Annotated in this window: 24 protein-coding genes; 19 read left to right on the top strand and 5 right to left on the bottom strand. The window is 50.8% G+C overall.

Annotation, left to right across the window (positions count from 1 at the left end):
- Nucleotides 1-536 precede the first annotated feature (536 nt).
- The 9 genes from AB4124_RS27050 (at nucleotide 537) to AB4124_RS27010 (ending at nucleotide 10,604) form a co-directional block, all read left to right on the top strand.
- Nucleotides 537-812: a hypothetical protein gene (locus tag AB4124_RS27050; RefSeq protein WP_441974754.1), complete on the top strand. Its 276-nt coding sequence runs from the start codon at nucleotides 537-539 to the stop codon at nucleotides 810-812.
- Nucleotides 769-1,230, top strand: a complete 462-nt coding sequence (locus AB4124_RS27045) for a hypothetical protein (RefSeq protein ID WP_441974753.1) — start codon at nucleotides 769-771, stop codon at nucleotides 1,228-1,230. Before AB4124_RS27050 ends, AB4124_RS27045 begins: the two co-directional genes overlap by 44 nt.
- A gap of 210 nt (nucleotides 1,231-1,440) precedes the next feature.
- The gene (gene iolD, locus AB4124_RS27040) at nucleotides 1,441-3,306 is read left to right on the top strand and encodes a 3D-(3,5/4)-trihydroxycyclohexane-1,2-dione acylhydrolase (decyclizing) (RefSeq protein WP_441974752.1); all 1,866 of its coding nucleotides are present in this window, start codon (nucleotides 1,441-1,443) and stop codon (nucleotides 3,304-3,306) included.
- A gap of 190 nt (nucleotides 3,307-3,496) precedes the next feature.
- Complete coding sequence (iolE, locus tag AB4124_RS27035) at nucleotides 3,497-4,393, top strand: myo-inosose-2 dehydratase (protein ID WP_441974751.1); 897 nt, start codon at nucleotides 3,497-3,499, stop codon at nucleotides 4,391-4,393.
- Between the two features lie 269 nt (nucleotides 4,394-4,662).
- On the top strand, nucleotides 4,663-5,676 hold the full coding sequence (gene iolC / locus AB4124_RS27030) for a 5-dehydro-2-deoxygluconokinase (RefSeq protein ID WP_441974750.1): 1,014 nt from the start codon (nucleotides 4,663-4,665) through the stop codon (nucleotides 5,674-5,676).
- A 252-nt stretch (nucleotides 5,677-5,928) separates the two neighbouring features.
- On the top strand, nucleotides 5,929-7,374 hold the full coding sequence (locus AB4124_RS27025) for a CoA-acylating methylmalonate-semialdehyde dehydrogenase (RefSeq protein ID WP_441974749.1): 1,446 nt from the start codon (nucleotides 5,929-5,931) through the stop codon (nucleotides 7,372-7,374).
- 24 nt (nucleotides 7,375-7,398) lie between these two features.
- Nucleotides 7,399-8,430 (top strand): inositol 2-dehydrogenase, encoded by a 1,032-nt coding sequence (gene iolG / locus AB4124_RS27020; protein WP_441974748.1) that lies wholly within the window; start codon nucleotides 7,399-7,401, stop codon nucleotides 8,428-8,430.
- Nucleotides 8,431-8,643: 213 nt separating this feature from the next.
- The gene (gene iolB, locus AB4124_RS27015) at nucleotides 8,644-9,444 is read left to right on the top strand and encodes a 5-deoxy-glucuronate isomerase (RefSeq protein ID WP_441974747.1); all 801 of its coding nucleotides are present in this window, start codon (nucleotides 8,644-8,646) and stop codon (nucleotides 9,442-9,444) included.
- A gap of 149 nt (nucleotides 9,445-9,593) precedes the next feature.
- Complete coding sequence (locus AB4124_RS27010; RefSeq protein WP_441974746.1) at nucleotides 9,594-10,604, top strand: LacI family DNA-binding transcriptional regulator; 1,011 nt, start codon at nucleotides 9,594-9,596, stop codon at nucleotides 10,602-10,604.
- A gap of 208 nt (nucleotides 10,605-10,812) precedes the next feature.
- On the opposite strand, the gene AB4124_RS27005 is transcribed toward AB4124_RS27010, so the two are convergent.
- Entirely contained in the window at nucleotides 10,813-10,935 is a 123-nt protein-coding gene (locus AB4124_RS27005; protein ID WP_441974761.1) for an AraC family transcriptional regulator, read from the bottom strand.
- A 335-nt stretch (nucleotides 10,936-11,270) separates the two neighbouring features.
- Here AB4124_RS27005 and AB4124_RS27000 point away from each other — a divergent pair, with 335 nt between their 5' ends.
- Entirely contained in the window at nucleotides 11,271-11,882 is a 612-nt protein-coding gene (locus AB4124_RS27000) for a TetR/AcrR family transcriptional regulator (RefSeq protein ID WP_441974745.1), read from the top strand.
- A gap of 128 nt (nucleotides 11,883-12,010) precedes the next feature.
- Here the strand turns inward: AB4124_RS27000 and AB4124_RS26995 are convergent, their stop codons facing one another.
- Nucleotides 12,011-12,445 (bottom strand): oxidoreductase, encoded by a 435-nt coding sequence (locus AB4124_RS26995; protein ID WP_441974744.1) that lies wholly within the window; start codon nucleotides 12,443-12,445, stop codon nucleotides 12,011-12,013.
- On the opposite strand from AB4124_RS26995, the gene AB4124_RS26990 reads away from it, so the two are divergent.
- Complete coding sequence (locus tag AB4124_RS26990) at nucleotides 12,406-12,621, top strand: Lrp/AsnC ligand binding domain-containing protein (protein WP_441974760.1); 216 nt, start codon at nucleotides 12,406-12,408, stop codon at nucleotides 12,619-12,621. The two genes, AB4124_RS26995 and AB4124_RS26990, sit on opposite strands and share 40 nt — an antisense overlap.
- A 157-nt stretch (nucleotides 12,622-12,778) precedes the next feature.
- Here AB4124_RS26990 and AB4124_RS26985 read toward each other — a convergent pair whose 3' ends face one another.
- Complete coding sequence (locus AB4124_RS26985) at nucleotides 12,779-13,387, bottom strand: TetR/AcrR family transcriptional regulator (protein WP_441974743.1); 609 nt, start codon at nucleotides 13,385-13,387, stop codon at nucleotides 12,779-12,781.
- A 225-nt stretch (nucleotides 13,388-13,612) separates the two neighbouring features.
- Here AB4124_RS26985 and AB4124_RS26980 point away from each other — a divergent pair, with 225 nt between their 5' ends.
- The 4 genes from AB4124_RS26980 (at nucleotide 13,613) to AB4124_RS26965 (ending at nucleotide 17,919) form a co-directional block, all read left to right on the top strand.
- Nucleotides 13,613-14,371 carry an SDR family oxidoreductase gene (locus tag AB4124_RS26980; protein WP_441974742.1) on the top strand — a complete coding sequence of 253 codons (759 nt, stop codon included), beginning with the start codon at nucleotides 13,613-13,615 and terminating at the stop codon, nucleotides 14,369-14,371.
- 195 nt (nucleotides 14,372-14,566) lie between these two features.
- A complete protein-coding gene (locus AB4124_RS26975) occupies nucleotides 14,567-16,570 on the top strand; it encodes a Na+/H+ antiporter (protein WP_441974741.1) in 2,004 nt (667 codons plus the stop codon).
- 140 nt (nucleotides 16,571-16,710) lie between these two features.
- Complete coding sequence (locus tag AB4124_RS26970; protein WP_441974740.1) at nucleotides 16,711-17,160, top strand: RrF2 family transcriptional regulator; 450 nt, start codon at nucleotides 16,711-16,713, stop codon at nucleotides 17,158-17,160.
- Between the two features lie 123 nt (nucleotides 17,161-17,283).
- Nucleotides 17,284-17,919 carry a nitroreductase family protein gene (locus tag AB4124_RS26965; protein WP_430104552.1) on the top strand — a complete coding sequence of 212 codons (636 nt, stop codon included), beginning with the start codon at nucleotides 17,284-17,286 and terminating at the stop codon, nucleotides 17,917-17,919.
- Between the two features lie 138 nt (nucleotides 17,920-18,057).
- Here AB4124_RS26965 and AB4124_RS26960 read toward each other — a convergent pair whose 3' ends face one another.
- Nucleotides 18,058-18,681: a TetR/AcrR family transcriptional regulator gene (locus tag AB4124_RS26960; protein ID WP_430104551.1), complete on the bottom strand. Its 624-nt coding sequence runs from the start codon at nucleotides 18,679-18,681 to the stop codon at nucleotides 18,058-18,060.
- 167 nt (nucleotides 18,682-18,848) lie between these two features.
- Between AB4124_RS26960 and AB4124_RS26955 the strand changes: the two genes are divergently transcribed.
- The gene (locus tag AB4124_RS26955; RefSeq protein ID WP_441974739.1) at nucleotides 18,849-21,086 is read left to right on the top strand and encodes an MMPL family transporter; all 2,238 of its coding nucleotides are present in this window, start codon (nucleotides 18,849-18,851) and stop codon (nucleotides 21,084-21,086) included.
- Nucleotides 21,087-21,208: 122 nt separating this feature from the next.
- Here the strand turns inward: AB4124_RS26955 and AB4124_RS26950 are convergent, their stop codons facing one another.
- Nucleotides 21,209-22,087: a LysR family transcriptional regulator gene (locus tag AB4124_RS26950; protein ID WP_441974738.1), complete on the bottom strand. Its 879-nt coding sequence runs from the start codon at nucleotides 22,085-22,087 to the stop codon at nucleotides 21,209-21,211.
- 107 nt (nucleotides 22,088-22,194) lie between these two features.
- Between AB4124_RS26950 and AB4124_RS26945 the strand changes: the two genes are divergently transcribed.
- From AB4124_RS26945 to AB4124_RS26935, 3 genes are all read left to right on the top strand, one after another.
- Nucleotides 22,195-22,761 carry a chromate transporter gene (locus AB4124_RS26945; protein WP_441974737.1) on the top strand — a complete coding sequence of 189 codons (567 nt, stop codon included), beginning with the start codon at nucleotides 22,195-22,197 and terminating at the stop codon, nucleotides 22,759-22,761.
- On the top strand, nucleotides 22,761-23,315 hold the full coding sequence (locus AB4124_RS26940; RefSeq protein ID WP_441974736.1) for a chromate transporter: 555 nt from the start codon (nucleotides 22,761-22,763) through the stop codon (nucleotides 23,313-23,315). Before AB4124_RS26945 ends, AB4124_RS26940 begins: the two co-directional genes overlap by 1 nt.
- A 234-nt stretch (nucleotides 23,316-23,549) precedes the next feature.
- Nucleotides 23,550-23,795, top strand: coding sequence for a hypothetical protein (locus AB4124_RS26935; protein ID WP_441974735.1), 246 nt, complete (start codon nucleotides 23,550-23,552; stop codon nucleotides 23,793-23,795).
- The last annotated feature ends 213 nt before the right edge of the window (nucleotides 23,796-24,008 follow it).

The raw sequence follows: 24,008 nt of genomic DNA, 5'->3' as shown, positions 1-24,008 counted from the left end.
AAATAAACCAGTTTAACTGGTAAGTGAAAGTGACAAAAACACTGAGCCTGAACGGATTTGTGGTCAGGCTAGCGTCTTTAGGCGCAGTTTGGCAACAAGGGGTTATACCCCAAGAGCAAACCACCCGTTGGACGGGTGGTCATGATTTTAAGTACCGTGTTGAGAAGATGATAGACTGTAGCTGCTTTTTCGGTGCGAATGATGCATGAAGCAGGAAGAAACCGATTGTATTCAAGTGTTAGAGATGGAGAGGACAGTATTCGTAAAATCTTGCACTAATAACATCGTCTGAGTTAGTTTCTCGAATCAGAATGACCATGGTGTAAGGTAAAAGATGCCTTTCAGGAGTCCTTCCTTTGGAGTCACCGCTCTTCCATTGAGGGACAAAGCCGTGCTACAATATAGCACAAGCATAAGTAAAACGCTTAACCTGGAAGAGAAAGTAATGACCTCTTTGCAGCAAAACTGGTATCGCAAGCTGCTATTTCCCCATTTTCCTTATCACCATTACGCTTATCGTGTTTCTTTCTTTTATTATGTTTAACAAGGCCTCACGCGAAGAGGCGGCCAAGGCGAACGGTATATCCACCAGATTTATTATGGAAGACCTTGACCGCTCCATCCATGCGATTGAGATGAACGTGCTGAACGAAATGGAGGCAAGTTCCCTATACTCAAGCTATCTGTTCAGTACCCCGTCATCCGACCAGAATCTGATGTACTCGCTGGTGAAACGACTTCGCGTGCTGCAAACGGACAGCGAATTGATTGATCAGTCTATTTGTACCGTCATTCGGATCAATCAGTGCTGACCACCAGCGGACAGAGTTCCCTCTCATCGTTTCCGGACCGTTCTTTTATCGAGCACGCCGCGAAGGAGCACGGGGTTGGTCGGCCGTACGCTCCATGACGGGTCTGAGGGAGAACGAACTGAAGCAGGTCGTCTCCATGTACAAAAATTTGTCGCTCCCCTTTGGAAGCCAGGGTCTGCTGGTGATAAACGTCAGATTGTATCGGTTGGAGCAGATGATTAATCTGATAATAAATGACAGCGTTTCCTTTTTGAAAATTCTGGATTCCAGCGTTCGCCGATATCGCCATTTGGGCATGGCAGGGGCTGACCGGAAAAGCCAACGATCGCCGCGGGAGCGTGCACGGGGTATGCAGCGGGTCCCGTTATTCCTTTACCGGGGATTATTACAAGCAGGATCTGCTCATGGTGGTGAATGACAATCACGGGACGGCATCATGATGCTGGCGGGCGTGGAAATCATAAAATTGAAAGGCATGCTGGGCGGCCAGTAAGGCATACACTTTCTGTAAAGCGCTTAACTCTTAGATGGTTAAGCGCCTCGATCCAACAGGTTAAGCGCTTAATTCACATTAAGTTTTATCCATAGGATGCAACGACGATGAAAATTTGAAAAGGAGATGAACCGGTTGACGACGACACGATTAACGATGGCGCAAGCACTGCTGAGATTTTTGGATGCACAGTATATTTCTGTTGATGGAGTGGAGACGAAATTCGTGCACGGGGTGATGGGGATATTCGGACACGGGAATGTAACCGGTCTTGGCGAGGCCTTGGAACGAAGCTCGGGAGACCTGGTTTATGTTCAGGGCAAAAACGAACAGGGTATGGTTCATACCGCCGCGGCATACGCAAAGCAAAAAAACCGGCGGCAGATATGGGCCTGCACCTCGTCCATCGGACCCGGTGCCCTCAATATGGTCACCGCCGCAGCTACGGCAACGGTGAACCGCATCCCGGTACTGCTGCTGCCTGGTGACAACTTTGCCTGCCGCCAGCCTGATCCGGTGCTGCAGCAGATTGAGGCCCCGTCGGATTACACCGTGTCGGCCGCAGATGCATTCAAGCCGGTGAGCCGGTATTGGGACCGGATTTCCCGGCCGGAGCAGCTTATCGCGGCCGTCCGGCAGGCGATCCGTGTGCTGACCGATCCGGCGGAGACGGGGGCGGTTACGCTGGCGCTGCCTCAGGACGTGCAGGCCGAGGCGTACGAATATCCGGATTCGCTGTTTGAGAAAACGGTACACGTCATCGACCGTCGCCCGCCGTCGGCGGAAGGACTGAAGCGTGCGGCGGCACGGATTGCAGCCAGCAAACGTCCGCTCATCATTGCAGGAGGAGGCGTGCACTACAGCGATGCTGCCAAGGACCTGGCTGCATTTGCGGAAGCTTTCGGCATCCCGGTCGCTGAAACGCAGGCCGGCAAAAGTGCGCTTTCCTGGAAACACCCCCTGAACCTCGGCGCCATGGGCGTAACGGGCTCGCTGGCGGCGAATCGCATCGCGGCGTCTGCTGATCTGATTATCGGCGTCGGCACCCGGTATTCGGACTTTACAACGTCCTCCAAATGGGCGTTTCAAAGGGAGGACGTATCGTTCCTGAACCTGAATGTCAATAGCGCGGACGGCGCTAAGCTCGGCGGCGAAGCGCTGATTGCCGATGCGAAGGAAGGGTTGAAAGCGCTGCATCAGATGCTGTCTAGGGACGGCTATCTAGCGGGTTACGAAGAAAACGAGCTTGCCAGTTTGAAAGCAGAGTGGGACAGCGAGGTGGACCGGCTGTACGCTCACGAGCATCCGGACGGCTTGTCGCAGACGAGAGCCCTTGGCGTCATCAATGAGTTCATCTCTCCATCTTCCGTCATCGTCTGTGCGGCAGGCAGTCTGCCGGGAGACCTGCACCGGTTATGGAGACCTTCCGAACCGAAGACGTACCACATGGAGTATGGCTTCTCCTGCATGGGGTACGAGGTGAGCGGCGCCTTGGGTGCGGCCCTCGCGGAGCCGGACCGTGAAGTCTATGCGCTGGTCGGCGATGGCAGTTACCTGATGATGCATTCGGAGCTGGTCACCAGCTTGCAGGAAGGGCGGAAGATAACGATTTTGCTGTTCGACAACCACGGTTTCCAATGCATTCATAATCTGCAGCGGAGCAACGGCAGCGACGGGTTCGGCAATGAGTTCCGACGCCGCGAAGAGGGGACTGGTCGCTTGACCGGAGAGTACATCCCGATTGATTTTGCCGCGCACGCGCGTGCGCTCGGCGCTAAAGCCTACAAGGCCAACACGCCGGAGGCACTGCATGAAGCGCTGCTCCTGGCGCAGAAGGAAAACGTGACAACGCTGATCGAGATTCCGGTCGTTCCGGGAACGAACACCGACGGTTATGAGTCCTGGTGGCGCGTAGAGGTGCCGGAGGTGTCGGCCTCAAGCAAAGTGACCGAAGCGCAGCGGCAGATGGCGGCCCGAAGTAAGGAAGCAAGGCCATACTAGCGGCTGGAGCAGCAAAGCAAGTAAGATCTTGCTAACGACCGGAGTAGGGGCAATATGAAGCCGGCTCGAGGCAAGAAAAGTCCGGGGCAAGGAATGGCTATACAAGTGCCTCGAGCAAGGAAGCTGGTTCGATTGAGGGATCTGGACAAGGAAGCAAACCCCTGCTAAACAAAGCAAAGGAGCGATGGTAATGAGTGACAGGCTGTTCAAGCTAGGGATTCATCCGATTAACTGGGTCGGCGAGGACGTTAGGGAGCATGGAGACGACACGACGTTTGAGATGATTGTGGATGATATTGCGGCTTTGGGTCTGACAGGCACGGAGATGGGAAGGAAATTCCCCAAGGATCGGGCAGTGCTGAAACGGGAGCTGGATGCGCGCGGCATTCAGTTGGTCTCCCAGTGGAAGTCGGTGCTGTTCTCCGATCCCGACTATCGCAGGCAGGAGCTGGAGGATTACCGACGGCACGCAGAGTTTCTGGCCGGGTTCGGCAGCAAGGTGATCAGCACGGCGGAGGTAGGGGGATCACTTCACTTCGATCCCCGCAGGACGCCGAATGAGAGCATCGTTCTCCGTCTGGATGACGCCGGATGGGAAAGCCTGGCGGAAGGACTGAACCAGGCTGGAGAGATTGCGGCAAGCTACGGCATGAAGCTGGCTTATCATCATCATGGCGGCACGGTTGTGGAACAGCCGTACGAGATCGACCGGCTGATGTCCATGACTGACCCTTCGCTGGTGTCTCTCCTGTACGACACTGGTCATGCCTATTACGGGGGGAACGACCCGCTGGAGCTGTTACGCAAGCATTATGACCGGATCGCGTATATCCATCTGAAGGATATCCGGCTTGATGTGCTGGAACAGGCGCGCCTGGACAACTGCGATTTCGTAAGCTGCATCCGCAGGGGCGTGTTTACGGTTCCTGGCGACGGATGCATCGATTTTGCGCAGATTATCAAAGAGCTTGTTGAACGCGGCTATGACGGCTGGGCGATGCTGGAGGGTGAGCAGGATCCTGCGCTTCATCCGGCCAAGGAGTATGCTCAACGGGCGATTGAATACCTGGACGGCCTGGAGACCTGACGAAGATGCAGGGCTGAAGCCACGGCTCGAGGGTCGAGCCAGGCTCAAGGCGATGCGACTGAGTTCGAGGGTGGAATCGTAACATACTTATCGGACAAAAGTAAACTCATTCAAGTGCGGGCGGAGCGATCTGGGAGTGTCTATCGGTTGGAAACATTTTTGAACTGTAAGTATTACGAGAGCTGCAAATGATTACGGCCATTAGCGAACGGAGTCATGCAGTCATATGAATGCTCAGCCGCGGCCGATCTGATCAAGGAGGTTTATCCATGAGTGAAATCACGTTCAATAACGCAAAACCGATGGATTTTGTGGCTGTAGGGAGGCTGTGCATCGACCTGAATGCCAATGAGATTAACCGGCCGATGGAGGAAACGACCACGTTTACCAAATATGTCGGAGGATCACCCGCCAATATCTGTATCGGGATGGCCCGCCTGGGCCTGAATACAGGCTTCATCGGCAAGGTGGCGGACGATCAGATGGGGCGTTTTATTACAAAGTACCTCGAAGATAACCGGATTACGACGAAGGGCGTGACAATCGATCGTACGGGAGCCGTAACGGGTCTGGCCTTTACCGAGATCAAGAGCCCGACCGACTGCAGCATTCTAATGTATCGCGACAACGCTGCGGATTTGCTGCTGGAAACAGGGGACGTGAGCGAGGAGCTGATCGCCTCCGCCAAAATGGTACTGATCTCCGGAACCGCGCTCGCGGCTAGTCCTTCCCGGGAAGCCGTGTTTCTGGCTCTGGACTATGCCAAGCGCCACGGCGCCGTGATCGCGTTTGACCTCGATTACCGTCCATACACATGGAAATCCCCGCAGGAGACGGCAACCTATTACAATTTAGCGGCGGAATCATGCGACATTATCCTCGGCACGCGCGAAGAGTTTGACATGATGGAGCAGTTCGGGGGCAATCCGGAGCGCAGCGATCGCATCACGGCGGCCAAATGGTTTGATTATAACGCCAAGATCGTGATTATCAAGCACGGCAAGGAAGGCTCCATCGCATATACCCCAGGCGGTGCCAGCCATACCGCTCGGAGCTTTCCGGCGAAAGTCATCAAGACGTTCGGGGCGGGGGATTCATACGCTGCCGGCTTTCTGTACGGCCTGATGCAGGGCTGGACCATCGAGCGCTGCATGGAATTCGGCAGCGCGGCGGCTAGCATCGTCATCTCCAGCCACAGCTGCTCCGATGCGATGCCGACGAGCGCGGCGGTTCACGATTATATCGAGCGCTGCAAGCGAGGCGAGATTACTGCCAATACCTAAGTTTAGTCCATGCTCAGGATCTTTATTGAGATCTATCAATACTGAGATTTCGCCCGTTCATAAGATTTCGTGCTTTTGAGATAAGGCCTGTTTTGTGATTACCCTTGTTCGTGAGATTACTCCTGTTCTTGAGAGTGTATTCTTTCTAGAAATTTCACCCCTTCTTGTGATTTTGCTAATCTTCATTTCTTGTAGAGCAGAGCATTCATTTTTTCTATCTTTACTGATCCAATCGAAAGGGGCATACCAGCCATGACGCAAACCCTGAGCAATTATATCGGGGGACAATTCGTTCCATCCCGATCCGAAACAACCGATCCCGTATACAATCCGGCAACGGAAGAGATTCTTGCTTACGTCCCGTTATCCACGAAAGAGGAAGTGGATCAGGCCGTACAGGCGGCCGACAAAGCGGGACGTACCTGGGCCAAGACGGCCGTGCCTCGCCGCGCGCGCATTCTGTTCAAGTATCAACAGCTGCTCGTGGAGCACTGGGAGGAGCTGGCACGCCTGATTACGGCGGAGAACGGCAAAAGCTATGCCGAAGCCTACGGCGAGGTACAGCGCGGCATCGAGTGCGTGGAGTTTGCCGCCGGTGCGCCTACGCTGATGATGGGCAAGCAGCTTCCCGACATCGCCACCAACCTGGAGTCCGGCATGTACCGGTATCCGATCGGCGTAGTGGCGGGCATCACGCCGTTCAACTTCCCAATGATGGTGCCGTGCTGGATGTTCCCGCTCGCCATCGCTTGCGGCAATGCGTTCGTGCTGAAGCCGTCGGAGCGCACGCCGCTCTTGGCTCAGCGTCTGGCGGAGCTGTTCGCAGAAGCCGGTCTGCCGGAGGGCGTTCTAAATATCGTTCACGGCGCTCATGATGTGGTCAACGGCATTCTGGAACATCCCGGCATCGCCGCCGTGTCCTTCGTGGGCTCCCAGCCGGTGGCGGAGTATGTGTACAAAACCGCTTCTTCCCACGGCAAGCGCGTGCAGGCTTTGGCTGGAGCGAAGAATCACAGCATCGTGACGCCGTCTGCCGACTTGGATGCTGCCGTGAGCCAGATCGTCAGCGCTGCCTTCGGTTCTGCCGGCGAGCGCTGTATGGCCTGCTCCGTCGTCGTGGCCGTGGGCGACGTGGCGGAACCGCTGATGGAGAAGCTGAAGCAGGCGGCCGATGAGATTACCATCGGCAACGGAGCGGACGAAGGCGTTTTCCTCGGGCCGGTTATTAGGCAAGCTCACAAGGAGCGCACGATCCGTTATATCGAGGCGGGCGAGCAAGAAGGCGCTAAGCTGGTGCGCGATGGTCGAAGCGACGAGGCCGTGAGCGGTGACGGATATTTTGTCGGACCGACGATTTTTGATGAGGTGACCAGCGAGATGAAGATTTGGAAGGACGAAATTTTCGCCCCGGTGCTGTCCGTCATGCGGGCGGAATCGCTGGAGGAAGCGATTGAAATCTCCAACCGCTCGGACTTCGCGAACGGGGCTTGCCTGTTCACGCAGGATGGCAGCGACGTGCGCCAGTTCCGTGAGCATATCGATGCCGGCATGCTTGGAGTCAACCTCGGCGTTCCAGCGCCGATGGCGTTCTTTCCGTTCTCCGGTTGGAAAAATTCTTTCTATGGGGATCTGCATGCGAATGGAACGGACGGCGTGGAGTTCTATACCCGCAAGAAAATGGTAACAGCGCGCTGGTAGCCTTTAAGCAGAGGAGACGTTCATATGAAAACTATTAATATCGGCATTATCGGTGTTGGACGAATCGGCAAAATCCATGCGGCTCATCTGCTGCGCACGCCTGGTGCGAAAATTGCGGCCATCAGCGATTTGTTCGCCGGCGACGAGCTGAGGGCCTGGGCCGCGGAACGCGGCATTCCTATGGTTACGACTAATAGTAACGATATCATGGAGCATCCGGATATCGATGCCATGTTGATCTGCTCCTCGACCGATACGCATGTCCCGCTGATCAAGCAGGCTGCGGCGAAAGGCAAGCATATTTTCTGCGAGAAACCGGTCAGCATGAGCGTGGATCAGACCCGCGAGGTGCTGGCGGCCGTGGAAGCGGCCGGCGTAAGTCTGCAGATCGGCTTCAACCGCCGGTTTGACCATAACTTCAGCAGGGTTCAGGAGATTGTGTCAGAGGGAAGAATCGGGGAAACGCATCTGATTAAGATTACCTCGCGCGATCCTAGCCCGCCCCATCCGGATTACATTAAAGTGTCCGGCGGGCTGTTTATGGATATGGCCATTCATGATTTCGACATCGCCCGTTTTCTATCGGGCAGCGAGGTGATCGAAGTGTACGCCCAGGGAGCGGTACTGGTGGACCCTGCCATCGGAGAGCTGGGCGACATCGACACCGCCCTGACAACGCTGCGGTTTGAAAGCGGAGCGCTCGGCGTCATCGACAACAGCCGCAAGGCCGTCTATGGTTATGATCAGCGGATCGAGGTGTTCGGCTCCGGCGGAAGCGTCTCCGTCGACAACGACTATCCAAGCACCGCTGTTATCAGCGGTCCGGACGGCGTCACCCGCGACAAACCGCTGTATTTCTTTCTGGAGCGGTACAAGGAAGCGTACATGAACGAGACGCGGCAATTTATCGAAAGCTTGCAGAACGGCACCCCGGTGCCGGTCAGCGGCCATGACGCCCTTCAAGCAGAGCTGATCGCCCTGGCGGCCAAGCGTTCGCTGCAGCAGGGCCGCCCGGTAAAGCTGGCCGAGCTCACCACCGGCATTTCGGCAGGCTAAATCTGGAGAGGCTGTAATTGGCAGCATGATGTAGGGAGATGCCTAAGCTGGCTGAACAAGAAGAAATAACCGTTTGTATTCGCTAAGTATCTGCTTGAAATCGGTATATGAGAAGCTGTTGCCAAAGCGCTGGAATATCTTGCTCAAACGGGAGAACGTATCTATTGAAACTACATCATTAACAGACCAGATCCATAAAAGAGGAGGAACACCATGCCGAACTTAATTGTACCCATTACGAAGCCGGACCTGGACGGGCGCGTGCTATCCATTACGCCGCAAAGTGTAGGCTGGGTTTATGTGGGCTTTGAAGTTTTCCGTTTAAGGGAAGGACAGACGCTGAACCGAGCCACGGGAGATCAAGAAGCGGCTCTTGTTCTGTTAACCGGGCGAGCCGACGTGAAGGCAGGGGGAGAGAGCTGGGACAACATTGGCAAGCGCATGAGCGTGTTTGAAAAGACGCCTCCCTATACGGTTTATGTGCCATCACAGAAACAGTTCGAGGTCACGGCATTAACCGAAATGGAGCTGGCCGTGTGTCTTGCCCCGGGGAAAGGTACTCACCCGGCCCGTCTCATCGCGCCGGAAGATGTCGGCGTGGAGAACCGCGGGAGCGGGAGCATGTCGCGTCTGGTGCATAATATTTTGCCGGAGCAAAAGCCCGCGGATAGCCTATTGGTGGTCGAGGTGTTTACGGATGGGGGCAACTGGTCCAGCTACCCACCGCACAAGCATGATCGCGATGAGCTGCCGGAGGAATCGCTGCTGGAGGAAACCTACTACTACCGGGTTCAGCCGGAGTGCGGTTTTGCCGTTCAGCGGGTCTATACCGATGACCGTTCGCTGGACGAAACGATGGCGGTCAAAGACGGCGAGGCCGTAATGGTGCCCGAGGGCTATCATCCGGTATCCGCGCCTCCCGGGTATGATGTGTACTACCTGAACGTCATGGCGGGGCCGAAGCGAATATGGAAATTCCGCAATGATCCGGATCATGATTGGCTTATGAGATAAAGCAAGCTAAGTCAGGGAACGTGCTATGGACCAGGATCCTAGGTGTGCATGTCTGCAGGCAGTATTAACGACAAAACGGCCTTGCGTTAAACGAGATGAAAGCCCATAATAAATTGAAATGCCAAAATTAAACAAATGGAGCACAAGGGATGATAAGAGCGACTATTTATGACATTGCGCGCGAAGCCGGCGTTTCCATTGCTACCGTCTCTCATGTCATGAACGGCAAGGGCAAGATCAGTCGCGAACGTCGTGAGGAGATTCTGGATATCATGCAGCGCCTGAATTATCGGCCGAACGCGATTGCCTCAGCCCTCGCCGGCAAAAGAACCTATACCCTGGGATTGCTCGTCCCCGACATCTCCAACCCCTTTTTTGCCGAGATTGCACGCTCGGTCGAGGATCACGGGCATCAGCTTGGATACAGCGTGATCATCTGCAGCACGGACAACCAGGAAGAGAAGGTAAAACGCTATGTCAGCCTGCTGAGGCAAAAGCAGGTGGATGGCGTTATTATCGGTACGGGCGTATCCCATGGTGAGCTGCTCAAGCCGTTTCAGGAGCATTCGCTGGCTATAGCGCTTATAGCCCGGGACAATCCGGCACTTGGAGCCAGCAGCGTTCGGGTTCATGACTTGGAAGGGGGCCGTCTCGCTGCTGAGCATCTGCTTCGTCTCGGTCACCGCAGGCTGGCCGTACTTGCCGAGCATGAACGGGTGACGAGCAGCAATGAGCGGGTAAGGGGTTTTGTCGAAGCTGCCGCCTCGTTCGGTTTAGGGCTTTCCCCCGACTATATTGCGGCCTGTGACCATAAGATCGAGGACGGATTCAGACGAGCCAAAGTTATGTTGGAGCTGGAGGAACCGCCTACTGCGCTGTTTTGCTGCAACGACATGCTGGCGATCGGCGCACTACAGGCGATTCGCGAACTCGGGCTGCGCGTTCCTGAGGACTGTTCGGTCGTCAGCTTTGACGATACGATCCTGGCCCGAGTAACAGATCCGCCGCTCACTGTTATTGCCCAGCCGATGGAACAGATGGGCCGCCTGGCGGTGGACCTTGTGGTCAGGAATCTGGCCAGCCAGGGGGAACCTGTACAGCGCATTGTGCTCCCCCCGGAGTTGATCATCCGCCGATCCACGGCCCCGCCACCGGGATAAAAAATCTTCTGGAGACAATAGGTTACAAAAAAGAATCATTTTCTAGTTAAAACGGACAACAGAGTCGTTATCATGGGCATTGGCAGTCGAATTGCTGCTATCTGCTAAATAACGTCTCTAAAGTCCGTTTTTGGTTTAGAATTTTATTTCGATTACATAAGGTTTTCTTAGATTCGAAAGTACACGCCGAGACACCAATTAGCAACCGTTACAGGGCTGAATGATCCGCATCTTTTGAGGTTTTGCGGAACTCCGCGGGTGCCATACCTTTGTACTTGTGAAATGCTTTACTGAAATGAAATTCATCATGAAATCCGCATGCGTTAGCGATAAACCTCAGGGGACGGGTTTTACGGATTCCGCAGTCCGAATCGGGAGAAAGGCTCTGAGGAACGGCAGGCCGATATTATCGCGAGCAATCTGAAGGCATACATGGAGCGCGAATACATATCCGGGATGTTTATATGGCAATTTAGCGATTGCCGAGTGACGGAAGGGCTTGGATGGCTGCTGAATCGTTCATGCACGCGGAACAGCAAAGGTATTGTAGATGAATATCGTCGTCCGAAGCTGGCGTATGAAACCGTTCGACGAATCTTTTCGGGGGAACCCGATAATATTTGACTGAGTGGTACATAAACCCTATACTTTTAGGTAACAAAGATCATGTTCAAAAGGGATGAGGGAATGACCACGAACGGAAGACCGCGTGAGTTCAAGAAGGAAGCTGTCATTGATGCTGCCACGGACGTATTCTGGTCCAAGGGTTATGAAGCGAGTTCCACGCAAGAGCTCTGCGAGAAGACAGGGCTGGGTAAAGGGAGCCTGTACAATGCGTTCGGCAGCAAGAATGAGTTATTCGAGCAGGTGCTTCAACGTTACAATGATGAAGGCCTGGAGATATCCAGAGAGATTCTGGGCCGGTCCATCCCGGTTAAGGATAGGCTGCGCGCCTTGTTTGAATGGGCAATCGGTATGGATTTTTCGGACCCGAACCACCGCGGCTGCATGGCGGTTAATATCAGTATGGAACGGGCTGGGCGGGACCCGATGGTTGAACGGATATTCGGGCAATATATTTATGATCTTGAGGAAGACTTGATCAGCGTGATGGAAGAGGCGATACAATCGGGGGAAATTCCGGCTGAACGCTCTGCGAAGCAGCTGGCTAGCTTATTCTTAAGCAGCTACTATGGACTGCGGGTGATGAACTCCGCTACGATGAATCGCGAGCTGGCCGATCGAATCGTCGAAAGTACACTCGACGTTATTTTCTAGATTATAGATGAAATTGATCGGTATTAAAGAAAAGGCCGTATCCGAGGGTGGTTCAAACCTACCTACCTTTGTGGATGCGGCTTTTGGTTTTCTTATTGAAGTGGACAAATAAACCTTGAGTTGGAGTATTAGGCTAAGGACAGCATTTTTTCACCGAAATTGGCATCCTCCAGCAATGGGCGGCCGATGGCTATCATATCTGCTATCTCATCTGCTAGAATGAAATTGGCGAACGATTGGGTGCGGATATTGCCGACCGCGATCACCGGTATTTTTACATATTGTTTGATCACTGCAGCATAAGGTGTTTGGTAGCCCTCCGGTGTGGCTAAAGGTGCAGCAGGAACGAGACCGCCCGAAGATACGTGCACGGCATCCAGTTCGGATTCCAGGTACGTCAAGGCGAGTGCAACCTCTGCTGGTGTCAGGCCGCCATCGGCAAAGTCGGATGCAGAAACCCGCAATTGCACCGGGTAATTGATCCCTACTTCGGTTCGGATGGCCCCCAGAACTTCTTGGATCAATCGGACTCTGTTCTCCAGGTTGTGACCGGCTGACGGCATTCGCCAAACAGTCGCAGGAGGTCACCCAGATTTATCAAGTCAGCGGACAATACAATTTTCTTATGAAAATCGAAACTGCTTCCATGAAGTCTCTCGAAGCCTTCATCTATGATTGCAGCGAGTATGGACATACAACGACCATGACGGTTCTCTCCACTCCTCTGGAACAAGAATAAGAATATCCGCGGGAGTAAGACTGGTTCACGATCTGGACCGGATCGGCGGCAGGGGGCTTTATAAGAAAAACCGTTAATTCAGCAACCAAAACCATCAACCCGTTCAATTTGCGTTTTGAACGGGTTGATGGTTTTTCTACGTTATCCCTCATTGATTTCAAGTAAGGTCCGTGCGCTTAATCTGTGTTCTTACGCTTCTCGGCCTCCAGTTGATCATGAGAACCAGTTGATCTCTCATATAAGGGACGGGGTATTGGAAATTGTTCTCGATCCAGTGGAATACCAGGCCGAGTAAGGCGTGCATGTTGTAGATGATGAGTAGTTCATGGTTGAGTTCTCCCCTGGGGTAGTCCAAGTCCTCCATGGCGATTTGTTTTAATGCCGAGAACATTTTATCCCGGACAAGGGGTAGAACATCGCTTTTGAATAAGGCCGTATATACGTCTGCATTTTGGTGAATATAATCAAATATTTTTACCGCATTGGCAGGCAGCTCATCGATATGAAACACGTCGACTTCCCCGTAAGGAGCCCTGAAGGATGCGATCAGCTCCTCCATTAAAGGAGTCAGGATATCATCCAGAAGAGCCTCTTTGTTGTCGTAGTGGGTATAGAAGGTTCCTCGATTGTAATTGGCTAACTCTACGATTTCCGTAATGGAAATGCTGGAGAAGCTCTTCTGCGAGAGGAGGGATAGAAGCGCTTGCTTTAAAGCTTCTTTGCTGCGGACGATGCGACGATTGGTCATTTTATTGCTCGATTGCATAGATTCGAGTCCTTTCGGTTAAAAATATAACGAATTTAATAGTTAAAATCTAAACAAATTTACGCTTTTTGTTCGGTATCGTACAATTCCACGTTATTTAATCATTGTGACCTAAATCATACTACGATTATACTAGAATTGACATATGTCGTGTACTGTACAGTTGTTGATTTGTTGTCCCTGATTTCCAAAATGATATCACAACCTATTATGGGGGTATGGAACGTGAGATTATCTGGTAAAGTTGCGATTGTTACAGGTGCTGCTTCCGGTATGGGAAAAGCGACAGCGGAACTGTTTGCTGCCGAAGGCGCAAAAGTTGTCGTGTCTGACCTGCGTCTTGATGCGGCGCAAGCCGTTGTTGACGAAATTACAGCAAAAGGCGGCACGGCCCTGGCACTGGTAGCGAATGTGGCCAAGGAAGAAGATGTGCAGCAGTTGGTTGATGCTACTGTTAATGCATATGGAACGCTTGATATTTTGATCAACAATGCCGGCATTATGGACAACTTCGTACCGGCTGCGGATCTAACGGATGAGTTGTGGGATCGCGTATTTGCCATCAATACAACAGGACCGATGAGAACTATTCGTAAATCATTGCCAATCTTCCTGGAGAAAAAGAGCGGGGTCATTGTCAACATTGCTTCTGCTGGAGGGCTTATGGGGTCCAGAGCAGGTGCAGCGTATACGGCCGCTAAGCATGCTGTTGTCGGATTAACCAAAAATGTCGGTTTTCAATATGCAACGCAGGGAATCCGGTGTAATGCGGTTGCTCCAGGCGGCGTCAGCACGAATATCGGCACCACTCTAAACGCGCCGAATTCGTTTGGTATGGAAAGAGCTATGGCTGGTATCAACCTGAACCCACGGGCAGGGGAACCGGAAGAGATCGCAAAAGTGGTATTGTTCCTGGCTTCAGATGAAGCCAGCTTTGTAAACGGTACTGTTGTTACAGCCGATGCAGGCTGGACTGCCTATTAATAAGCATTTGCAAGCACTAGGGTTTTCTAAAGGACATCTCCTTTAGGAAGCCTTGTTTTTTTGTGGCGGCATGAAGGTTGAAACTTTTCCAGCTCATAAATAAACCTTTACTATTCTACACAACCTAAATCAGTCTATTGACAGACATGCCCATGTTACATAAGTTATTCTTCTCGAGGAAGGAGCAGATGCACTGTGGAAATATTTCTTATGGTACTTATTTTTCTGGTTCTTATCGGTATTTCCAACATCATCAATCGATTTCTGCCATTCATTCCTGTCCCGTTGATTCAAATTGCGCTTGGGATCGGGGCCGCCTATATCCGCGGGTTCCATCACGTGCCACTGAATCCGGAATTGTTCATGGTCCTGTTTATCGCACCGCTCTTGTTTAATGATGGGAAGCTGACCCCACGGAGCGAGTTGTGGAAGCTCAGGTCCAATATTCTGCTGTTGGCGCTAGGTCTCGTATTTGCAACCGTTCTGATCGCGGGACCTTTCATTCATTGGTTTATTCCGACCATACCGTTATCAGCTGCCTTTGCGTTGGCTGCGATACTCTCGCCTACCGATGCGGTTGCGGTGGGCTCCCTGTCAGGCAGAGTGAAGCTGCCGGGGAAAATCATGCATTTACTTGAAGGCGAAGCGCTTATGAATGATGCGTCCGGTCTCGTTGCGTTTAATTTTGCGATTGCAGCTACAGTGACGGGTTATTTTTCTTTAACGAAAGCCATCGGCAGTTTTTTTGTCATTGCAATTGGAGGCATCGTTGTCGGGGCGCTTCTAGGGTTTCTTGTGATCTGGTTCAGAATGCTGCTGCGCCGGCTCGGTATGGAGGACGTCACGCTTCATATGCTGATCATCATTCTGACGCCATTCATCATCTACCTTATAGCCGAGGAATTTCATCTGTCCGGGATTCTGGCTGTCGTTGCGGCGGGTGTCACCCACGCCGTGGAGAGGGATCGTATGCGATCAGCATCCATTAAACTTAGAGTTGTATCGGACAGCACCTGGTCTGTAATCCTGTTCACGTTAAACGGGCTGGTGTTCATTCTGCTCGGGCATGAAATCCCGGGGGTCGTCAATCAAATATGGAGTGATCCTGCCTATAATAATGGACAAGTCCTCGGTTATATATTACTAATAACGGCTGTTCTGATATTGCTGCGTTTCATATGGGTATGGGCTTCAACGAACCGCCAATTCAAGTCTTCCCTGCTGACTGCACTGTCGGGCGTACGGGGGGCATTAACGCTGGCTGCGGCTTTCTCCATCCCGCTCACCCTTGCGGACCATCGTCCATTTCCAGAGCGAAGCTTAATGTTATTCATCTGCGCGGGTGTCATCCTGTTAACTCTGGTCATTGCGAGCGTGCTGCTTCCCCTGCTGACACGTGAGAAACCTGTGAATACGGCCGCGGTGATTGATCGTGAGAAAGAAGCACGGCTTCATATGCTGCAAGCGGGAATACGTACCGTGCGGGAAGAAATGACGGATGAAAACAGGGAGGAGGCGGTTCAGCTTATTTATGCGTATACCAAGCGGCTTCAGCAATCTCAAATAACGGATAAGAGCGACATGCGAGAGTTCTGGGAAGCCACGATCACCGTTAGAAAAATCGGACTTACTGCGGAACGGACCGTTACAGAAACATGGCTTAAGGAACATAAAGCTTCTGCAAGGGTCGCGGAGCAATTCCTGTCCTCGCTGAACAAAGTTGAGATGCTGCTGACCAGCCGATATAAGTTCAGGCTGCTCACGAAGAATTTATGGCGGAATTTAAAGCGCTTGTTGAAAAAAAACGAGTCCAAAGAAATGCCCATGTGTCCGGATCACCCAGATTGGGAGATGTATAAGGCATTGAAGCTGGAGGCCATTCGTGCAGCAATCCATGAGATCCAAACGGTGAAGCCGGCGCAGAGGCAGGAAGTCCTGCAAGCGGTTATTGCAGACTATCGTGCAATGGAGCATTTTCTTCAGAATGATCGTGTATGGAGCCGTAGAAAGCAGAAGCTTAGCAGTGAACGCAGGGAACTGGAACTTAAAGCCATTCAGTCAGAGCGTAACGAGATTCAAAGCATGTTCGAACATGGCGATATTGACCGGGCACTTGCGAGCCATCTGAGAATGGATGTGAATTACCGAGAGGCGAATTTGTATGAGTCCCAAGCACTGGTTGAAGACGAGGGCCATTAGATGATGGTCCTTGTTGTGCTTGATGGAGTGTCAGGTTTACGATACAATAATGAAAAGCTAAGATGGGAACATCTGCTTCTGCTGCAGAACACCTATTAAAGGTTTAAAGGCAATCTCATTCTTAAAAAGGGGGTAGGAACATGAGCGTAAATAAAGAAGTGGCCTCCAAGAAATCGACAATGGCCTGCCCGTCCACCTATAAAACCTTCAGTCTCGCCGTGCAGGCGCTTGTGACGCTTGAACGTCACGCCGGCAAATGCTCAAGCGGCGATATCGCCTCGTATCTGCATTCGGAATCGACGTTGATTCGACGCGTACTGAAAACACTCGCGCAAGCCGATATGATTGAATCGCGTGAAGGAAGAGATGGTGGTTACCGGCTGAAGAAGAACGCCTGCGATATTACTTTGGCTGAAGTGTACTCGATTCTCCAGGTCCACAGCTCAATCAGCGACAGTATGCTGGACGCAGCTTCCGGTCATTGTTTTGCTGAGGAAATCAAGGAATCCTTTGTTGGCATTTTATCCGAGATTGAGGACAGTACCTTGAAAATACTGGAATCGCGCACGATTGCGGACATCGCTCAGTGAACCTTTCAAAATGTTGTTGACAAAGAATTTCAGTCTGCTATATACTGTGCATTAAATAACACAGTTAACTTGCGATCTAAACTGTGCAAAAAAATGCACAATATAATGTTGGAGGGATAAACCATGTCTACCATAACAAAACCCGATTTTCAAACCGTGATTCAGGAGCGCCACTCGGTTCGTCAATACGACCCGTCGGTAAAGATTCCAAGAGAAGAGATGGAAGCGATCCTGATGGACGCTACACTGGCACCTTCTTCAAGCAACCTGCAGCCATGGCGCTTTCTTGTGATCGATGATGCTGAGCTCTTGAAGAAGCTGCATCCCATTGCCAATAATCAGGAGCAGGTACTTCAAGCCTCAGCCGTCATTGCTGTGCTGGGAGATATGAAGTGGTATGAGAAGGGCGAGAAGATATATTCCATGTCTGAAGAAGCGGGGTATATGACCGAAGAGATCAAGCAGCGCTTTATCTATACGGCCGAAAATCTTTATGCGAATATGGATCAATCCGTAAAAGAAAGCATCGTGGATGTGGATGCCGGATTGATCTCCATGCAGCTGATGCTGAGTGCACGTGCCAGAGGGTATGATACCGTACCGATGGGCGGATATAACAAAGTTCAGTTCGTGGAAGAGTTCAATATTCCTTCCCATTACCGCAGCGTCATGTTGATTGCCATCGGCAAAGCAGCCGCTCCAGGTCGGCCAACGGTAAGATTGCCGCTTGAAGACGTTGCTTTCTGGAATGAAATCTAAAACAAATCAAAAACATAAGCAAAAAGAACGGAGATCCTCCTTGATCTCCGTTCTTTTGCGTTGATATGATCGATGCTCATGATTCGTGAACTAAATCTCTTGATTCATGTTTGAAGCATGCAGTTATGGAGCAGAGTGTTACTTCGGAAGTTTCACTGCTCCGTGCAAGAATAGATCTACGATCTCAACAGCCATATCACGAGGGCTGGCATAACCGCTTCGGGTATCTTCACGATTGCCCAGCATCAGCATCGCCGAAAAAGCCTGCGCCATGAGCAAAGGATTGCCTTCCCGAAGTTCACCAGAACGCATGGCTTGATTAAACCGATCGGCGATGACTTCATGAATGCGCTGTTCCGCCTCACGGATAGCGGCCATCTGCTCCTGGGATAAAAAAGGCTGTGCTTCCCGCATCATGGTCTCCATCTCGGCATGAGGCTTGGCAATCTTCGCTTCGGCTACCCGGATCAATCCAGACTCTAGGGTATCGGCCTCCTCCAGAAACTGACGAGTAGAAGCATATGCTTTATCTAGAATCGTGGTTACCGCTATTTTAAACAGCTCGGGTTTACTTGTGAAATGATAGTAGATGGAAGCCTTGGTCACTTGGCAAGCCTTCGCGATCTGCTGCAAGGATACGGGCTCGTAGCCATTTTCCATGAATAACTTGGAGGCGGTCCAGAGGATGGTTTCCTGGATAGGAGCCTGATCGGCAGCTGCTTTGGGACGCCCGGGATTTCGGGGGTTGCGTATTTTTGTCATGATGACCTCCTGTGTATAGTGTAAGACATGCAGGTCGTTTTTTCAAAATGAATATTGAAAATTAACCTACCGGTATATATAATTAATTTGCGCGATTTATTTTCAGTCTTACTAAGAAAGAAACAAGATCATGATAAAGAACATCACGGAATGGAGAGGATCTACAAATGCACGGATCAGGACCGAATTACGGAAAATGGGTTGCAGGGAAGCGAAGCAAATGGGTCACGCTCTGTGTATGGGTACTCATCGCACTGGCGTTGAATTTGCTATGGCCGGCTGTTGCAGATAAAGAGGATAACAATGCAGCCAACCTGAAGGAGGACGTTCCATCCGTCATAGCGGAAGCCATTGCCGATAAGGAATTTCCTAGCAACGGGGGAGTACCGGCTCTCATCGTGTGGCATAAAGCCAATGGATTGAACGAAGGGGATTTAACCAAGCTGCAGGAGTTAACGGAGAGCCTGGAATCCGATCCGCTCCCGTATCAAACCTTCGTTGTTCCTTTCCATCAGCTGCCTCCGCAGGCTTTGAGCGCCCAGTTGTCAGAGGATCAGAGCACGCTGGTGATGCCTGTATTCTTCGAAGAAGACCGGGAGACGGACCAGCTCAAGGAAGGAACGGCAGAGCTTGAGAAGCGATCGGAACAATTGCTGGGCGGTAATCCGTTTCAGACGGCCATCCAGAGCGGAGACGGAATCAGTGCTCGCGTAACAGGTCCGGTTGGAATCTCTATTGATGCAACGGGATTGTTTGAGGATGCCGACGTGTCGCTCATGATTGCAACCGTGCTTCTGGTGCTGATATTGCTGCTGCTGATTTACCGTTCACCGATTCTTGCCCTCATTCCGCTGGTAGCGGTCGGTTTTGCCTATATGGTAACGAGCCCGATTCTCGGGTTTATGGCGGATCAAGGCTGGATCACGGTGGATTCCCAATCCATTGCCATTATGACCGTGCTGCTCTTTGGAGCCGGTACGGATTATTGCTTGTTCCTGATTTCGAGATTCCGCCAGCTGTTGTGGCATGAACCCGATAAGCGCAAAGCCTTGTTCCAGGCGATTACGAGTTCATCCGGCGCCATTGCGATGAGCGGCTTCACGGTTGTTTTGTCTCTGTTTGCGCTGCTTCTGGCTCAGTACGGGGCATACCAACGATTTGCGGTGCCTTTCAGCTTGTCAATTCTGATCATGTTCATAGCCAGTCTGACATTGGTGCCGGCATTGTTGGCTATTTTCGGGAGAGGTTCCTTTTATCCCTTCATTCCGAGAACGCCGGAGATGCAAGCGGAGCGCGCCAAGAAAAAAGGAAAGCCGGTTCCTGCACCGCACAAAGAGAAGGAAAGCCGGATCGGCCGTATGGTGACTACGAAGCCATGGACCGTCGTCTTGGTAGCTTTAGTATTGCTGGGTGGACTTGCGACCTTCTCATCCCAAATCAAATTCACCTACGATCTCCTATCCTCATTCCCTGAGGATGTTCCTTCCCGCGAAGGATTCACCGTCATCGGCGAACAGTTCTCCGAAGGAGAGCTTGCGCCGGTTCGGCTGATGGTGGATGGCGCGGGGCAAGCTTTAGATCTTGAAGAACGCCTGAAGACTCTGGATTATGTGGATCGTGTATCCGAACCGCAGAATGGGGCGGAGAATAACGATATTATCGGTTATGAAATCGAGCTATCCATGAATCCTTACTCTATGGAAGCGATGCAGCATATTCCGGATCTCAGGGAGATCGCGGAGGTTTCACTTGCGAAGGCAGGAGTCGAGAATCCGGCGGAAGCCGTGTGGATCAGCGGTCAAACGGCTACCCAGTATGACACGGAGATCGCGGGAGAACATGATGCCAAACTGATCATTCCCGTCGTCATCGGTTTGATTACGCTGTTGCTATTGGTATATCTGAGATCGGTTGTGGCAACCGTCTATCTGATTGCCACGGTCATCTTGTCTTATTTCTCCGCCTTGGGGCTTGGCTGGATTATCATTCATTACGGTCTGGGGGCAGAAGCCATCCAAGGAGCCATACCGCTGTATTCGTTTGTATTCCTGGTCGCGCTGGGCGAAGACTACAACATATTCATGATTTCGAGCATATGGCAAAAACGGAAGCAGATGCCCCTGAAGCAGGCGATTAAAGAAGGCGTGGGCGAGACGAGTTCGGTGATCACCTCAGCCGGTTTAATCCTGGCAGGGACCTTCGCCGTACTGGCCACGCTTCCGATTCAAGTATTGGTACAGTTTGGGATCATAACGGCCATCGGTGTTATGCTGGATACGTTCATTGTAAGACCCTTCCTGGTACCCGCGATCACAACGCTCCTGGGCAAGTGGGCTTTCTGGCCAGGCAAACAACAGTTGGTTACCGAAGAGAAATCTACATTGACCGTTGAGAATAAAGCGTAGCCTTAACTTAATATGGATTTCTTGTGACAACCACCTCATCTTAAGGTTATGTAAGAGATGAAGGTGGTTGTTGCCGATTTTGACGTGCGCGAAGGGGGGGCTAGTAAGATAAGGAGGAGGCTTCATGACATCGTAGATTCTATGTGCAAAAGAAGGGCCCTTAACGGAGTTGTCAGATATTTATCTCTATGGTGAACGGCAAGCAATTCATTTCTCAACAAGAGGTCTTGAACAGACAGTGAAATCAATTCCCCCTGCAATAGCTGCTCACTTACAAGAACATCAGGCAAAATCGTGATGCCGAATCCAGCCTTGGCAGCTTCGATCAATGCTAGGGAATTTACGCTTGTCCAGGCAGGTTGTGCGGTATGTCCGGACAAATAAAGAACGCTGTCTAAAGTATCGCGGATCGCACTTCCCTTTTCACGCAACAATAGTTTTTCAGAGCAAAATTGTTGCAGAGTCAACTCCTTGTGCGTGATGAGATAGTCAGGAGCGCACACAACATATAACGGATAGGAAGCAAAAGGGATGCATGTAAAAGGCCCTTGGGGAGCCGCACCTTCAATCAAAGCGATGTCAGCTTTGCCGTTCCGCAATATTTCAATGGCATTCGCTGCGCTGACCACATCGACATGGATCAGTATATCAGGCCAATCTTTTTGAAAGGCTTTCAAGATTTTTGGTAACCAGAACGCTGCAATGGTAATGCTGGAAACGATGTGCAGGGGAGCTTGTTTTTCCAAACAGCTGATCCGTGCATCTAATGCTTCGCACGAAGATAGAATCGGTGTAACTTCCTCCAGCAAAAGCCGGCCGCTTTTTGTAAGCTGAACGCTTTTTGAAAGTCGGTCAAACAATGCTGTTTCTGCCTTTTCTTCCAGTTCACGTATGGCATGAGAAACTGCCGATTGCGTGATATATAACCTTTCCGCAGCCCTTGTGAAGTTTCCCGTTTCTGCTACTGCCCGAAATATTTCAAAATGCCGAAGAGTCATCATTGATGCTCCCCCTCCCATGAATAAAACTAATCGTTATTGCAAAATAATATCATTTTACTAATCAATCATCAACCTCCATAATAACAGGGTGACAAGGAGGCGATCAGATGATTAGCCAAAGAACCAAACTATATATCTGGCTTCTGGGCATAAATTTGTTTATCAGCACATTTACATTTGGCGGTGGGTATGTTGTTGTTCCGATGATTCGGAAGTATTTTGTATCCAGGAAAAAACTACTCAACGAAGATGAACTCGTCAATATGGCTGCTATTGCACAGTCCTCACCAGGAGCAATCGCAATCAACTTGTCAACTCTTGCAGGGTTTCGGGTAGCGGGGATGACGGGCGCTGTAATCAGTTGTATTGCTGCTGTCATTCCATCCCTCGTCATATTGGGATTCATCTCCACGTTCTATGTTGCGTTTGCGGCGGATCCGTTAATCTCCGCAGTATTGAGAGGAATGCAGGCAGGCGTTGCAGCCCTTATCGTTGATTTCGTTGTGGATATGTGCAGTATGATGATCAAAGAACGTTCTCTATTTCTTACTCTGATGATTCCGGCAGCATTTTTGGCGAATTTTATCTTTGAAGTCAATGTAGCCATTATCCTCATCTCGTGTTGTTTTTTATGCATTGTGCGAGTGCGGCTTGATGAAAGGCGGCAGAAATAATGGGGGAACTATTGAAACTGTTATGGGTCTTTTTTCAGATCGGTTCGTTCAGTATCGGGGGTGGGTACGCAATCATCCCATACATTCAGGAACTGGCAGTTCAAAAATACGCATGGGTATCGCAAAGGGTTTTTACCGATATCATTACCATCTCGCAAATGACACCCGGCCCATTAGCAGTAAACACCTCCACATTTGTTGGCTTACAGGTCGCGGGGATACCGGGCGCAATGATTGCAACTATCGGCTGCGTGATTTCAGGTGTCGGCATTTCTATTTTGTTGTATAGCTTTTTTCAAAAATTCAATAAATCTATCTATGTGTTTGAAGCTTTGAATGGCCTGAAGTCGGCTTCACTGGGGCTTATTATTTCGGCTGCTGCAACCATATTACTAATGACGTTTCTTGGGACTTCAGCAATAAGCATGGCTTCTAAAGTGGATTGGATTGCTGTAGGTGTATTTACGGGATCTTTGTTTGTATTGAGAAAATGGAAGATGAACCCGATCCTACTCATGGTTCTGACGGGGATACTGGGAGGCATTATTCATTAAAGAAAGTTTCGCGGCTCGTCGCGCAGTTGATTTCAAACATAATTCATATTATGTAAACAAATAATTCGAATCTGTTCAATGTAGATATGGTGTATAAAAGGAATTATGGAAAATAAGAGGTAATAATCATATCCTCACTTTACTTAACTTGGATTTTAGGTTGCCTTCATCTCTCGTTAAGGTTTGGACCTTATACTAAGTATGTCACTACAAGTGATGGAAGGAGCAACGCAGATGAACAAGAAAAACAAAATGAGTATGTGGTCGTTAGGACTTGGAAGTGCTTTTCTGATGATGATGTTAGCTAACCATGACAATGTGCATGATGGACAAGCCAGATCCGGTATCGCTTCAAGTGCAGCTAGATCCAATGTGGCCATCCAATCCGTTAATAAGAGCTCGGCAGTCAAAATGCCCGAGAACCAGGAAATCACCCCCGAAATGATTAATCAATTCTTAAAATTAGTGGTAGAGACATAAGATGTTGATTCTCTATACGTAAACGGTTTTGAAGACCAGTCCCATGCTCAGGGGGCTGGTCTTTTTAGCGTGGGCTCAAAAGAGTTCTTAATCAGAGCGATTTTGCTGGCAGATGTGTCGCTAATCAATCGGCTGTAAATTATTTTAAAAACAGGAACCCATGTTCTTGTCATATCCTCCCAGGAAGCTTATTATTATCAAGAGGGTTAACCT

This window comes from Paenibacillus sp. 2KB_20 (assembly GCF_052115765.1).
GTDB lineage: Bacteria > Bacillota > Bacilli > Paenibacillales > Paenibacillaceae > Paenibacillus_AQ.
The sequence above is the reverse complement of the archived record's forward strand: the minus strand, read 5'-3'. Positions and strand labels throughout refer to the sequence as shown.